General features: G+C 50.0%; 12 protein-coding genes and 1 pseudogene. 8 read left to right on the plus strand and 5 right to left on the minus strand.

Annotated elements, in window-relative coordinates:
* The first annotated feature begins 10 nt into the window (after nucleotides 1-10).
* From phnE to NLK58_RS17000, 3 genes are read left to right on the plus strand one after another with little or no spacing between them, the layout of a single operon-like run.
* Nucleotides 11-841, plus strand: coding sequence for a phosphonate ABC transporter, permease protein PhnE (gene phnE / locus NLK58_RS16990; RefSeq protein ID WP_053114411.1), 831 nt, complete (start codon nucleotides 11-13; stop codon nucleotides 839-841).
* Nucleotides 842-850: 9 nt separating this feature from the next.
* Nucleotides 851-1,861: a phosphonate dehydrogenase gene (locus tag NLK58_RS16995; protein ID WP_053114412.1), complete on the plus strand. Its 1,011-nt coding sequence runs from the start codon at nucleotides 851-853 to the stop codon at nucleotides 1,859-1,861.
* Nucleotides 1,855-2,715 carry a LysR family transcriptional regulator gene (locus tag NLK58_RS17000; RefSeq protein WP_011783503.1) on the plus strand — a complete coding sequence of 287 codons (861 nt, stop codon included), beginning with the start codon at nucleotides 1,855-1,857 and terminating at the stop codon, nucleotides 2,713-2,715. The genes NLK58_RS16995 and NLK58_RS17000 overlap by 7 nt, the downstream gene beginning before the upstream one ends.
* Here the strand turns inward: NLK58_RS17000 and NLK58_RS17005 are convergent.
* From NLK58_RS17005 to NLK58_RS17020, 5 genes and pseudogenes are all read right to left on the minus strand, one after another.
* Nucleotides 2,630-3,121 (minus strand): reverse transcriptase domain-containing protein, encoded by a 492-nt coding sequence (locus NLK58_RS17005; protein WP_094182553.1) that lies wholly within the window; start codon nucleotides 3,119-3,121, stop codon nucleotides 2,630-2,632. The two genes, NLK58_RS17000 and NLK58_RS17005, sit on opposite strands and share 86 nt — an antisense overlap.
* 747 nt (nucleotides 3,122-3,868) lie before the next feature.
* Nucleotides 3,869-4,168: an MbcA/ParS/Xre antitoxin family protein gene (locus NLK58_RS20670; RefSeq protein ID WP_053114413.1), complete on the minus strand. Its 300-nt coding sequence runs from the start codon at nucleotides 4,166-4,168 to the stop codon at nucleotides 3,869-3,871.
* 149 nt (nucleotides 4,169-4,317) lie between these two features.
* Complete coding sequence (locus tag NLK58_RS17010) at nucleotides 4,318-4,464, minus strand: tyrosine-type recombinase/integrase (protein WP_227507720.1); 147 nt, start codon at nucleotides 4,462-4,464, stop codon at nucleotides 4,318-4,320.
* Nucleotides 4,465-4,643: 179 nt separating this feature from the next.
* Nucleotides 4,644-5,285: pseudogene (locus NLK58_RS17015) on the minus strand (IS3 family transposase); the annotation flags it as partial.
* 462 nt (nucleotides 5,286-5,747) lie between these two features.
* Entirely contained in the window at nucleotides 5,748-7,049 is a 1,302-nt protein-coding gene (locus NLK58_RS17020; RefSeq protein ID WP_041336316.1) for an IS1380 family transposase, read from the minus strand.
* Nucleotides 7,050-7,815: 766 nt separating this feature from the next.
* Here NLK58_RS17020 and NLK58_RS17025 point away from each other — a divergent pair.
* The 5 genes from NLK58_RS17025 to NLK58_RS17045 all read left to right on the plus strand — a co-directional run bounded on the left by NLK58_RS17025 (nucleotide 7,816) and on the right by NLK58_RS17045 (nucleotide 13,399).
* On the plus strand, nucleotides 7,816-8,961 hold the full coding sequence (locus NLK58_RS17025) for an acyl-CoA dehydrogenase family protein (RefSeq protein ID WP_053114414.1): 1,146 nt from the start codon (nucleotides 7,816-7,818) through the stop codon (nucleotides 8,959-8,961).
* Between the two features lie 38 nt (nucleotides 8,962-8,999).
* Nucleotides 9,000-9,788 (plus strand): enoyl-CoA hydratase/isomerase family protein, encoded by a 789-nt coding sequence (locus NLK58_RS17030; protein ID WP_053114415.1) that lies wholly within the window; start codon nucleotides 9,000-9,002, stop codon nucleotides 9,786-9,788.
* A 39-nt stretch (nucleotides 9,789-9,827) separates the two neighbouring features.
* Nucleotides 9,828-10,604, plus strand: a complete 777-nt coding sequence (locus NLK58_RS17035) for an SDR family NAD(P)-dependent oxidoreductase (RefSeq protein ID WP_053114417.1) — start codon at nucleotides 9,828-9,830, stop codon at nucleotides 10,602-10,604.
* Between the two features lie 92 nt (nucleotides 10,605-10,696).
* Nucleotides 10,697-11,758, plus strand: coding sequence for an MBL fold metallo-hydrolase (locus tag NLK58_RS17040; protein ID WP_053114419.1), 1,062 nt, complete (start codon nucleotides 10,697-10,699; stop codon nucleotides 11,756-11,758).
* 78 nt (nucleotides 11,759-11,836) lie between these two features.
* Nucleotides 11,837-13,399, plus strand: coding sequence for a class I adenylate-forming enzyme family protein (locus NLK58_RS17045; protein ID WP_053114421.1), 1,563 nt, complete (start codon nucleotides 11,837-11,839; stop codon nucleotides 13,397-13,399).
* The last annotated feature ends 74 nt before the right edge of the window (nucleotides 13,400-13,473 follow it).

The following is a 13,473-nucleotide window of genomic DNA, read 5'->3' on the forward strand; positions in this document are numbered from 1 at the left end:
GGAGTGCCCCATGAGCTATACAACGACGGAACCGGCGACTCTGTCGCCGGCCCCGTCGGCCTCCGTGCTGGATGAGCACGCGAAAGGCTGGCGGAAAAAACTCGGACAGTCGCTGTTAGTGCTGCTCATCATTTTTGTCGCAAGTTGGTACGTAGGGCTGCTCAATTTCAATACACTTGCCAATGGCGTGCCAGCCATAGGCACACTCATTGGCGAATCTCTTCCACCTGACTTCACCAATGTGGCCAGCTGGGTGTCGCCGTTAATCGACACGCTTGCGATGAGCATTGCCGGTACTGCCATTGCAGTAACCTTGTCTGTGCCACTGGCATTCCTGGCTGCGCGCAACACCTCTCCACATCCGGTGGTGTTCCAAGTAACTCGAACCCTTTTAAACGGTTTGCGTTCAGTCCCGGAACTAATCATGGGCATCATCTTCGTGGCTGCTGTTGGTTTTGGGGCGTTGCCTGGCGTACTGGCGCTCGGTCTTCACTCCATTGGCATGGTTGGAAAGTTTTTTGCCGAAGCGATTGAGCATGTAGATGAGGCGCCAGTGGAAGCGGCCGATGCTGCCGGCGCTACTCGCTTGCAGGTGCTCTATCACGCCGTGCTGCCACAAGTACTTCCTCAGTTCGCGGACGTGTCCATTTATCGCTGGGAATACAATTTCCGTGCCTCGACCGTAATGGGCATGGTGGGTGCCGGTGGTATTGGCTTCGAATTGATGGGCTCGCTGAGAATCATGCAGTATCAGGAAGTCAGCGCCATTCTCATTGTCATCTTGTTGATGGTCACCGTCGTGGACAGTCTCAGTGGCCGCCTTCGTAAGAAATTCAAATAAGGAGCGTCGATGAAACCCAAGGTTGTGATAACCCATAAGGTCCATGACAGTGTTCTGGATGAACTTGCCCAAGATTGCGAGCTGGTCACCAACCAATCCGGCGCCACGTTGCCCCAGGAGGAAGTGGCTGCGCGCGTTGCAGACGCTGATGCGATGATGGCGTTCATGCCAGACCGAGTTGGAGTGGACTTCCTACAGGGGTGTCCGCGCTTGAAGGTGATTGGTGCAGCCCTGAAAGGCTATGACAACTTTGATGTGGATGCCTGCACGCGTCATGGGGTTTGGCTGACATTTGTACCGGATTTGCTAACCGTGCCTACTGCAGAGCTAACGGTCGGGCTGACGATCAGTCTCACCCGACAAGTCAAGGCGGCGGACCACTTCGTTCGATCCGGTGAATTTACTGGCTGGACACCACGCTTCTATGGGCAGGGGATCGAAGGCTCACGGATTGGTATTGTGGGTATGGGGGCCATCGGCCAAGCGGTGGCGCAGCGCCTGAACGGATGGGGAGCGGATTTAATCTATTCCCAGCCGGAACGTTTACCCGTGCAGCATGAGCAGGCACTGGGTTTGTCCCATACTCCCCTCAAGATGCTGCTGGCCCAGTCAGATATTGTGATCCTGGCACTGGCGCTCAATGAGCAAACCCTCCACACCATTAATCGCGAAACGCTAACAGGAATGAAACCGGGCGCATTCCTTATCAATCCCTGCCGTGGATCTGTGGTGGATGAGGGTAGTGTTCTGCAAGCGCTTCAATCCGGTCAGTTGGGGGGGTACGCCGCTGATGTGTTTGAGATGGAAGATTGGGCGAGAGAAGATCGTCCGAGGGAGATCGCCCAGGGGCTCAGGGCCCACCCCAACACGCTGTTTACTGCTCACATCGGATCGGCAGTCAGCCAGGTGCGTCTGGCTATCGAGCAACGCGCTGCTCGGAACATTCTGCAAGTGCTTCGGGGTGAGCGGCCGGGTGATGCGATCAATGATCCCAGTGGCCGCGAGAGCGGCCCATGCTGAATCTTGTCTGGCTGAAGAGTTTCGTGGCGGTGCTGGACCACAACGGGTTTCAGGCCGCAGCCCGCCAGTTGGACATCGCACAACCCACACTGTCCCAGCACCTTCAAAAACTCGAAAACCAACTTGGCGTTTTATTGGTCCACAGGGGGCGCTCTGGCTGTGAGCCAACCCGGGCTGCCTTAACCTTGTTGCCTTTTGCCCGAAGTCTGCTCCGGCTGGAGGAGCAGGCGAGATCTTCCATTATGGAGGCTCGACTTCGCGTTGGGGCGAGCTCCAATATTGGGATTTATATGCTCCAGCCCTACATCCGTCGTTACAAGGAGCTGGGCGTAGGGCCCGAGGTGGATGTGGTAATAGATTCCAATCCGACTATTGCACGGCATTTATCGGACGGTGAGCTGGACGTGGCGATTATGGAGTGGTGGCATGATCTACCCGGATTCCATGCTCAGGCGTGGCGTAACGAGCCCGTTGTTCTAATCGTTCCGCCTGGTCACCCGTTAGCCCGTCGAACCGATATCGACCGCGATACGCTGTCTAACATGGCTCTGATCGGCGGCGAACCCGGCACCGGCACTGGCCGGCTTTTGGCGACCTACTTCGGTGAGCATGGGCCATTTCCGACGGTATCTATGCAGCTGGGTAGCACCGAAGCCGTCAAGCAAGCGGTTAAGGTCGGACTTGGCGCATCGTTGGTGCTTGAAAGTTCTGTACGGGAGGAGGTCCAAAATGGAAGTCTGGTGGCTATTCCCGTGAGTGAGCCTGGCCTTAGCAAGGAGCTGATGGTGATTTATCCGAGCAGCCTGGACAAACACAGGCCAGTATACTCGTTTGTTGGGCATCTCTGTGAATAGCTATTGGGTCCACCTCACGCATATCTAGCTGGGAATGCAGATACTGAGCCTCACGCTCACTTCGACAACGCAGTATTCCGTCATCTGCATATCGGCAGAATGGGATATCCGGATGACGAACGGTCAGCCAACGATCCAATGCATAATGCAGAAACAGGTTTGCCAGAACTGGCGATAACGGGCCACCTTGTGGTGTGCCAACGTTCCGTCGTTCCTGCTTACCATCTTTCGTCTGCATCGGTGCCGTTAGCCAGCGCCTCACATACAGCAGCACCCAGGATTCAGAGCAATGGTGGTCAAGAGCCTTGAGCAATAGCTCATGATCAATATGATCAAACAAGCCACGGATGTCATACTCCAGCACCCAGTCCCTTTCCCAGCACCGCTTTCGCGTGTTTGCGCCCATTTCCGGGGTTGGCCAAACCGCTAAATGAGGACGATGCCGAGGGCATCCCTCGGCATCGCTAGAATCTTTTCATTGATGTGAGGTGACGCATGTCCAAAAAATACCGAAGCGCTGTAACGGGCCGTTATGTAACCGAGACCTTTGCCAAGAAACACCCACGGGAAACCGTCGGTGAAAAGAGTAAATCGCCTCGGAAGAAAAAATAACGAAACCGGCACAAGGACGTGCCCTGGAACCCGCTTCAGGCTCTGGTGGTCTTCCAATTACACTGCGCATAATCTGGGGTTATGGTGAACCGACTTTGAGGAAATGGGAACTAGGCGTCTCCCTGGCGCGTCACACCACTGGGCAGGTGTCGCGTTTGCCTGGCATCCGTGCGGGCGCTGAGTTTCGGTCCTATTGACTGAAATCCCGGACAAATAATACCACTCGAGAAACCTTAAGCTGTGCGAGATCTCGCATCGGCGTTTGAGAAGTTGCTTTCTAAAGGGGAGTGTGCGGACAAAATGAGAGGTGGTTTGCACACTGGTGTCGATGGTTTGCACATCGCTGACTCAGGTTATTTTTCTTTGTCGTTAATCTCCAAGTAGCGCGAATACAAACACCAGGCAGTCAGCAGTGCGCTGCCAAAGATCCCGATACCCATCGTTAGGAGCAGCGCTTTTTCCATAGGTGACTCCTGTCTCAAAGATAACCGATTCGTGGATGTGCAGAATAGTGGGTCAGCCACGAACCAGGGCGCGATCTCTAGGAAAACTCGCCACATTCGATTTTCCTGAGAACCCCCGTAACCTCTCGACGACCTTCGGACGTCTCGCATAGTTCAATAGGTCGCCGATGGCCAAGTGCGGCAACAGGACCGTTTAGCCAGTCGCAAGCTAGCTGGCGAGATTCAAAGACCTGCGAGGCGTACTCGATTAATTCGTCCATATTCTTGGGGGCTCTTGGACCATGGATTAACCATACAGTATAGGGCCGGAAGTCTTTCTTACCCAAGTCATGCTGAGTTGAGGTGGCCTTGGTCTTGCCCCTGGCCTGGCTGTCCATGTAAGGGGCTAGTCAGGCCCGGGAATTGTTGCCTTAGGACTGGGAAGCTGCTGGTGGCCGCCCAAAATGTTTTCTTTTAAACAAAAGCGAACATTCATGGCGCCTGTAATCCTCGGGGCTGTCTGCCTAGTTGAGCGCTTGGTCATTCTTCAAGAACCTAGCAAACGGTCAAATGGACTAACTGTTCCAGCTCGTCGATCGCCAATAACGTGGGTGTAGATTTCAGTCGTGCGAATATCGCTGTGGCCGCGGATCTCCTGAACCGTTCGGATATCACTTCGGGATCTCAGTACCAAAAGCGTGGCGAAAAGTATGCGCCGTCACCCGATTGGTAATTCCGCTCGTTTGCACAGCCTGCCTTAATTGCCTCGCGTGTGTAGAGTGATGAGAGTGATGTCAGCAAATATAGGCAGCGATGAGGTGAACGCATCTTGTTGGGGGCGGGAATAGATAATGCCTGACCTGCCCCCAGTCTTTAATCCAACTGCTTCCTAGTAATGTCCGTTACTGCTGAATCAGTTTTGCCAAGTCGGAGAGCGGAGGCAAACTCCAGGGGTGTCTGATACACTAGGGATGAGTGCGGACGCTGCTCACTGTAGTCCAAGCGCCAATTGCTGATCTTCTCCCGGGCGTGTGCGAGATCTCGGAACCAGTGTTCATTCAGACACTCATCCCGGAATTTTCCGTTAAAGCTCTCGACGTAACCATTCTGCATCGGCTTTCCGGGCTGAATCAGCTTCAGTTCAACGCCATGACGATAGGCCCATTGATCGAGTGCTTTGCCAGTGAATTTCGGCCCTTGGTCGGTTCTAACGGCTTTCGGGTAGCCTCGGAAGGCCGCAATGCCATCCAGGGTACGGGCTACCTGTTCACCCGAGATGCCCATGGCCACGGGAATGTCGAGGCATTCCTTGGTGAAGTCATTCACGATAGTCAGGCATTTGATCCTGCGCCCGTTGGCCAAGGAATCCATCACGAAGTCCATGGACCACGTATGATTCGGTGCATCGGGCAACACCAGGGGCTGTCGTTCCACCATCACACCTTTACGGCGCTTGCGTTTTCGGACGGCCAGGCCTGCCTCCCGGTAAAGCCGATAAACCTTCTTGTGATTCACCTCAGCAGCAACGCCAATCAGGGCGGAATTCATGGGAGATCGATCGGGACTGATCACCAACAGAGCGCAGATGGCCAGAATTGCGCAATTAAAGAAGATGGAGTAGCCCACACCAAGAAAGTACATCAGCACCGAAGACGTCAGCAGGCAGCCAACAACATTGCCGATTGTGCTCAAGGCTGTAGCACTACCGGCGGCTTCGCTTTTTCTCGTATTCTGGTCTGCCGCGTTAAGTAGCAATGGCACGGTCTGGCCAAGAAAGAATATTAGCCGTGCCATGATAGTCGGACAGAAGGCTAGCCCGGATTTCTCATAGTGCTCCAACAACCTTCGCAGACCAAGCCTGGTAGTGCCAGATCCGAGTGGTCATGGTCGAAGTTGGCGATTATTTAGCCAGTTTCCGGCATTCAGGCACAACTCCCCCTTTCCCCCATTGGTATCGGGCCGGGGGAGCCCGATTATCTACTGGGGCACCAAGCGCTGAACCAGTGCTGAGAGATCGTTCTTGTGTGGATAGCTATCACTCATCAACACCCGTATTCGGCGGGTGTTGCGGATGATGACTGCGCCAACCTTGATCAGCTTCAAGCGCAAGGTGCCGGCACTCATACGTTCGAAGGGCGTGTTTTTCAGATGCACCCGCAAACGCTCGAACAGGGTGTAGGCGAAGCCGGATAAGATCAGCCGCCACTGGTTGGTCCACCAGTGTGTGCTGGAGGTGCGACCGGCAAACAGATCCAGTTGTTGATCCTTGATCCGGTTCTCCATATCACCCCGTGCGCAATACTGTTCGTAGTAGAGCTTGAATCCGTCATCGTAGCGGGAGCTGATAACGAACCGGGGGTTCGGGCCTTGAGGGCCATATTCCAGGCGCGCAACCACCCAGCGTGGCTTATGCCAGCTTCGGGCTTTGTAGCGGAAGCGGAAGGTGCTGGCGAGCTTATGGCCATGAGCCTCGTAGTAGGTCCGGACTTTGTCCATGGCTGGGGCGGCAAGCGCCTCCAGCCGCTGGTTGCGGGCCATGCCTACGATGTAATCCACCTGGTTGCGATCGCACCAGGCCAGCAGTCGGGGCTTGCTGAAGTGGGAGTCGCCCCGGAACACGATCCGGGTCTGTGGCCAATACTCGCGAATAAATCGCACCAGCAGCGCCAGAATGGCCCAGCTGTGCCGGGCATCACCTCGATTGCTGGTGCGCAGATAGCTCACCAGCAAGTGCCTACCGCAGAAGACGTAAAGCGGGAAGTAGCAGTGATGGTCGTAATACCGGTTAAAGAACTTACCCGGCTGGTCGCCGTGCACCGGAATATCGGTGCCGTCAAAATCCAGCACGATTTCCTTGGGCGGCTTCTCATGCTGCTCGATAAAGTGGTGCCAGAGCAACTCATGCGCTTTGACAATGGTTTGCCGATCCATCGCCTGCTCCATTCGACAAAGCGTGGACTTGCCGGCCAGAGTCGAGGCATTCCCCGTGGCGGTTTGTAGTGCCTGATCAAAGCGAAGCGCTTCATGATCATTCAGATCTTCGTAGCCGCTGGCCACGCCGTAGACGCGCTGCCGGATCATGGTGTTGAGCCCATGACGAATCATGCGGGCATCCCGCTGGTCGGTCAGCGTCTCGGCCAGTCGCTGGGTTAGCCGGTGTTGTTTATCGACTTCGCGCAGTAACAACACACCGGCATCCGAGGTGATATGGCCTCCGGAGAAATCGGCTTCAATCTGGCGGCGGGAGAGTGGCGAGAAGGTCAGTTTTTGAGGTACCATTTTGGATAGCGGCTTTTAGTGTGGGTTTTTGTGTAGGAACTTGAATTCTAACACTTTAAGCCGCTTCTTCCTTCCTCATGCTACCTTCTTCATGAGAAATCCGGGCTAGCAGGTGGGTTAGAGCATTGCTGAGTACCGGGATTACCGCAGTGAGGTCCGTCACCGTCAGAACATACCAGCTGAAGAACGGGTAGGAGAGACCAATACCGAATAATCCTGTGGCGAAAACGAGGTTGATCAGCAGGGCACTGGAAAATTTCTCGGATGATCTCTTCCCAGCCTGATAATAGCCAAGTCCAGGGCCGCCAAAAAGCAAGTTATGAAAATTGAGGTGTAAGACACTGATCTGCCGATAAACGCGATGGTTTGACGGTTAGTGACCATCTGAATACCTGCACTGGCCAAGCCAGGGACCGCCCCTTCCGGTCGTTTCATATGTTCCAGAAACGCCTACCAAAAAATGACGCTATCTAGCAATTGGGATTGTCAAAGCTGATAAGGCCTGGAATTCCCGCGCCCTCTGCTAGTTTTGTCTTGCCGTAGCAGAGTTACTGCACCCCCGGATGTCCTGGGAACGCCCACGAGCTGGCTAATCGACCGTTGTTGATAACAGGCCTCTTAGAAAACTAAGTATCTAGAAAATTGATCATTGGCCCTACCCCCGCTTTTGAGGGGGGTGAAGCCAAAACGATTGAGATACGGTTAGAAATATCCAACAAACCCGAGCTGCCAACGATAGCTCTCCCTTAGTTAGAAAGGCGATTTTATGACCATGCAGATGACAGAAGAACAAAGAATGGCCACGGACGGCTTGAGGAAGGTTCTCGACGCTGAGATTGAGCCAAAATTGAGAGCCCACGGTGAAAAGTTTATTCCCAAAGAGATGATGAAGGGCTTCATCAAAACGTTGACAGAATATGGTCTGATCAGAGCGCCGTTCCCAGAACAGTGGGGGGGCTTAGAGATGGATTGGGTCACACATTTGCGCTTGTGGGAGGAGGTTGGTGTCAGTGCAATCGATCTGGCGCTACCAATCCTTATCAATGTTTCCGGCGCAGACATGTTAATCAGAAATGCTTCTGATTCCGTGAAGGAAAAATATGTCCCTGGACTGCTCTCTGGTGAAGTTTTCATAAGCATGGGGATATCTGAGCCTGACGTCGGTTCGGACGTTGCTGCTGCAAAGACGCGTGCAGTCCGTGATGGGGATTATTGGGTCATTAATGGAGAGAAAACGTGGATTTCCAATGGAGAGCATATGGATATCTTCGTATGCACCTGTAAGACCGGCGAAGGCGAATTGACACACATCCTTATCGAGGCAGATACACCGGGCCTCGAAGTGCGTGGCATTCCTAAAATGGCGTTGAACGGACAATCAACCTCTCAAATTTTCCTCGCGGATGTACGCGTACCCGTCGAGAACACTGTCGGGGAGATCGGGCAGGGATTAAAGAACACGCTAGTAACCTTTGAGCGTGCCCGGTGTCACATGGCCGCGTGGGGCTATTCGATTGCAAGACGGGCGATGGAAGAGTCAATTAAATACAGTCAAACCCGATCTCAACATGGGAAATTGATTGCAGGTCATCAGCTGATTGCAGAGAAAATTGCCAACATGGCTACGCAGATTGATGCCGCTCGATTACTTACGCTCAGGGCAGCAGAAATGATTGATCAAGGTTTGCGGTGTGACAAGGAGTGTGCGATGGCAAAGTGGTTTAGCACAGAAATCGCGGTAAAAGCCTGTCGAGATGCGGTTCAGATCCACGGCGGTAATGGTGTTACTAAAGAGTTCATCGTAGAGCGACTAGCGAGGGAGGCAATAATTGGCCCTATTCCAGATGGAACGACTGAAATCCAAAAGCTGTTAATCGCCCGATCACTAACTGGTGTACCGGCCTTCAGTTAAAAAGCCACCAAAACAAGATGACTTGGCGAGGTAATCAAATGACGAACAGTGCCTTACTTTATGAGCAATCTGGACCCGTTGGGTGGATTAATCTAAACCGCCCGAATGAAATGAATGCGATCAATCTGCAGATGCTGGATGAGTTTGAAGAGATTTTGCCCAGGATCGCTAATGATGATGCCGTAAAAGTCATTGTTTTGACTGGAAAGGGGAGAGCCTTTTGCGCCGGAGCAGATCTGAAAGAGATCCTTAATTCTGCTCGCTTACAACCCGGAGAAGCGGATTTTATCGATCGATTGACTGGGCGCGTTTTGAATGTACTTCGTGACTTCCCTAAGCCGGTAATCGCGGCCTTGAACGGCATCACGATGGCTGGAGGCCTTGAAACCGCCATGTGTGCGGACATCGTGGTTGCGGCTGATAGCGCAAGAATCGGAGACGCGCACGCCAACTACGGCGTATACCCTGGAGCTGGCGGCGCAGCAGTTTTACCAAGAATCATTCCTCTTAACGTAGCGAAATTTCTGCTTTTCACCGGTAGCACGCTTTCTGCAGAAGAAATGAAAATTTACGGATTTGTGAATCAAGTGGTGGATCTTAATTCCCTGCGAGCTGAAACACAAAGGATTGCAGAGTTAATCGCAGAGAAAAGCCCAATTGCGCTTCAACGTATGAAAACTGTGGCGAATGAAACAGGCAGCAAGGCTCTTCACGATGCCTTGGAGCATGAACAGGTACTCTTCCGACGCCACATGCGTTCATATGACGCTATGGAAGGCCTTAATGCATTTAGTGAAAAGCGAAGGCCTCAATTCAAAGGTTACTAAGTCACATTTAGGTCTCAAATATTCAAACAGGAGTAGATCATGAATTTGGAAAATAAAGTAGTTGTGATTAGCGGAGGTGCATCTGGTCTAGGGCTAGCAACTGCGCGCTATCTTGTGAAAAAGAAAAAGGCAAAGGTCGCTTTACTAGATATGAACCGAGAAGCCGGACTGAGTGCTGTAGAAGAGCTCGGTGATGAAAACGCGATTTTTATAGCCACTGATGTCACCGAAGAGAACGATGTGGATGCCGCGATTAGCGCAACGATCCAAAAATTTGGCGCAATCCATGTGGACATAAATGCGGCGGGGATTGTAGCCCCAAAAAAGATTCTCGATAAAAATGGAATTGCGGGCTCGATCAATAATTTTAGAAATGTAATAAACGTCAATCTAGTGGGCCTATATACAGTAATGGCTAAGTGTGCAGAAAAGATGGCACTGAATGAACCGGATCAAAATGGTGAACGGGGCGTCATTATTAACGTTTCATCGGGCGCTGCTTGGGAGGGACAGCTTGGACAGTGCGCTTATGGCGCTTCCAAGTCCGGGGTTAACGGAATCAATATTCCAGCAGCACGTGAACTAGGTTCAATCGGTGTTCGCGTCAATTCAATTGCCCCAGGGTTATTCGCAACTCCGATGGTAGATGCGCTGGATTCAAAGGTGAAAAATGCCTTGATCGAAATGTGCGAAGCACCCAAACGGATGGGTAATGTTGATGAGTTTGCTTCAGCATGCGTATTTCTAGTTGAAAACGGATATATGAATGGTCGCTATATCCGTCTTGATGCTGCAACAGTTATGCAGGCGAAATAGCGGTAAAAGGATGTGTCCCTTTAGCCCTCCAAAATGGGGGGCTCTTTTTAAATTAATTAAATAAAATTTAACAGTTCGTTGAGGGATAAATTGTGCATACCACCAATAGAAGCGTTGCTCAGGGAAACATAATAAATATAGCTCCTCCTAAATTTGGAGAGCTGGTTTCTATCAGTGCTGGTCTGCTCTGGACGAGGCTTACAATTCCCTCAAAGCTTGACCATATAAATATCTATCTGATTAAAGATAAAGGCGGTTGGTTTGCCATTGATAGTGGCCCAAGTTCGGATGCTAATCGGGAAATTTGGGAAGAAATAGTACAAAAACTACCTGAGCCAAAAAAGCTCACTGGATTGTTGGTTACACACTGTCATCCTGACCATATTGGCCTCTCCGGCTGGATTCAGCAACATTTCCAAGTACCAGTCTATGCCTCCGAGAATGAAATTTCCAAAGCCAGGCGTGACGAGTTTAGCAGGTTATCCAGTGACCATGAAAAGGATGACTTTTTCTATAGAACTTTGGGGGTTTCGAATACAGAAATACCTGAGTTAAAGAAATACGCAAGAGTAATGGATAACCTTTATGGTCCTCTCCCAGAGAAAGTAAAAATAATTGAAAAAGGCGAATCTATAATTATAGGAGAAAATGATTGGGATATTTGGTCCGGATCTGGTCATTCCGTTGAGCATATATGTCTTAAAAACGACAAGCTAGGAATATTTATCTCTGGGGACCAAGTGCTTCCAGGCATAACGCCTCATGTAGGTACGGATATAATAAGCTTAAATGACAATCCTATCAAAAATTGGCTCGAAAGCTTAACTGATCTAAAGTCATGGGTTAACCCAGATTATTTAGTTTTACCAGCGCATGAAAGGATATTTTTCAATGCAATAGCTAGGGTTGACGAGATTTTAGAGCATCATCACAACCTGTTAAGAACGTTAATTCGAAAGCTTGATCAATGGTTAACTACAGATGAATTGTTATCTTTTGTAGGTTGGGGCGCGGTGAAAGGCTTCGGTCGCTGCCTCGCACTTGAGGAAACATTTGCGCACTTAATTTTTCTGGTCAATTCGGGAGAAGTAAAGATTCAGAAAAACGAGTCTTCTGACGCTATAGAGTTTCGCTCAATTTTAGTTGAAAAATAGTTATTTTACTGTTTTCGATTAAATAATGACCTGAGACCATAGCTTATATAAAAATAAGTCCTAACAAGCGAGGAATTTATGAAAATTAATTTCAGTAATCACATGGAAAATTTGGCAAATCGATATGGTGAATGTGAAGCTATTGTAAATATTGAGCGTAATAGGCGCTACAGCTTCGCAGAGTTTCATGCACTGACTAACAGAATTGTAAACATGATGACGTCTTTAGGGCTCGGTGCTGGTGATAGGTTTGTTAATATTTTGGATAACGACAATCTTTCGTTACTTCATGCTCCTACTATTTTTAAAGGTTGTGTGACCGGAGCTTTTACAAACTTTAGAGATTCCTTGGAAGAACATACTTGGCAAGTTGAAGCTTCTGGTGCCAAAGTGGCATTTATTGAAAATGAGCTCCTCGACTCTCATTACAAGATGCTACGGGATAGAAACGTTACTGTGATTGTAATGGATGAGCCTAAAGAAAGTCTTGATGGTGTTTTCTATTTCTGGGATTTGGTCAACAAGGCGTCGGATCATAATCCAGATATAGTCGTTGATGACAGAGAACATTGCGCAATAATTCGGTTTACAGGAGGTACAACAGGTAAGGGCAAACCAGCAATGTACAGCATTGATAACTGGCTTAGCTGCCGTGACACGGCATTTGCCTTGCAAGATAAGGATGCATGGATCAGAAATCCCAGATGCATTCATATTGCACCAATAAGTCACGGAAGTGGTATGTTATTTTTGCCAACGTTGTATTCTGGTGGTTGCACCATTACACAAAATGAACCTGACTTGAATCTATACTGCAAAAACATTGAAAAAGAAAAAGCGACGCTCACGTTTCTTGTTCCCACGATACTTTATCGTATGCTTGAGATCGATTCAGATTTGAGTTCTCTGAGGTTCGTGATCTATGGCGCTGCGCCTATGAGTCCCGGAAAGCTTAAAAAGTTGCAAGAAAAACTTGGGAATATTTTTGTTCAGTGTTATGGCTCTACCGAACATTTTGGTTTTGCGTCGAACATGGGGACGAGTCAGCATTTGATTAATAGAGAAGAAGATGAGGTTAGGCTTAGTTCAGCTGGGCAGCCGACCCCTGGCGTTGAATGCATAATCGTGAACGAAAAAGGTGAGAAGGTCCAGAAGGGAGAAACCGGTGAGATTTGGGTACGTTCCCGAAGTATATGTCTCGGATATTTAAATGCTCCTGAGCAAACTGGGGCTGAGTTTAAGGACGGATTTTGGAAGTCGGGCGACCTTGGTTATATGGATGATGAAGGATTTATTTACTTGGTTGACCGGAAAAAAGATATGATTATTTCAGGTGGCTTTAACGTTTATGCTAATGAAGTCGAAGCGGCACTTAATAGCCACCCTTCAATTTTAATGTCGGCAGTTGTTGGTATCCCGCATGAAGAGTGGGGCGAGGCGGTTCATGCTGAGGTTACTTTACGCGAAGGTTGTGATGTAGGCGAAGATGAATTAGTTGCGCATGTTAAAGGTCTGATCGGTGGATACAAAGCGCCAAAATCTCTAATGATTGTCGATCAGCTTCCTACTAGTGTGGTTGGTAAGGTTTTACGCAGGAAAGTGCGTGAAAAATACTGGAAAGGTGAACGGAAAATTTCGTAATAGCAAGGTAAAAAAGTCATAAATCATAGTGACAACAAATGTCAAATTTGTGATTTAAAAGTTCTAATCTCGGA

It is taken from the genome of Marinobacter metalliresistant (assembly GCF_038098645.1).
Classification (GTDB): Bacteria; Pseudomonadota; Gammaproteobacteria; order Pseudomonadales; family Oleiphilaceae; genus Marinobacter; species Marinobacter metalliresistant.

What these genes read in the sequence shown, in the direction of transcription:
- phnE (WP_053114411.1), top strand. Translation starts at nt 11, where the DNA reads ATGAGCTATACAACGACGGAACCGGCGACTCTGTCGCCGGCCCCGTCG.
- NLK58_RS16995 (WP_053114412.1), top strand. Translation starts at nt 851, where the DNA reads ATGAAACCCAAGGTTGTGATAACCCATAAGGTCCATGACAGTGTTCTG.
- NLK58_RS17000 (WP_011783503.1), top strand. Translation starts at nt 1,855, where the DNA reads ATGCTGAATCTTGTCTGGCTGAAGAGTTTCGTGGCGGTGCTGGACCAC.
- NLK58_RS17005 (WP_094182553.1), bottom strand. Translation starts at nt 3,121, where the DNA reads ATGGGCGCAAACACGCGAAAGCGGTGCTGGGAAAGGGACTGGGTGCTG.
- NLK58_RS20670 (WP_053114413.1), bottom strand. Translation starts at nt 4,168, where the DNA reads ATGGACAGCCAGGCCAGGGGCAAGACCAAGGCCACCTCAACTCAGCAT.
- NLK58_RS17020 (WP_041336316.1), bottom strand. Translation starts at nt 7,049, where the DNA reads ATGGTACCTCAAAAACTGACCTTCTCGCCACTCTCCCGCCGCCAGATT.
- NLK58_RS17025 (WP_053114414.1), top strand. Translation starts at nt 7,816, where the DNA reads ATGACCATGCAGATGACAGAAGAACAAAGAATGGCCACGGACGGCTTG.
- NLK58_RS17030 (WP_053114415.1), top strand. Translation starts at nt 9,000, where the DNA reads ATGACGAACAGTGCCTTACTTTATGAGCAATCTGGACCCGTTGGGTGG.
- NLK58_RS17035 (WP_053114417.1), top strand. Translation starts at nt 9,828, where the DNA reads ATGAATTTGGAAAATAAAGTAGTTGTGATTAGCGGAGGTGCATCTGGT.
- NLK58_RS17045 (WP_053114421.1), top strand. Translation starts at nt 11,837, where the DNA reads ATGAAAATTAATTTCAGTAATCACATGGAAAATTTGGCAAATCGATAT.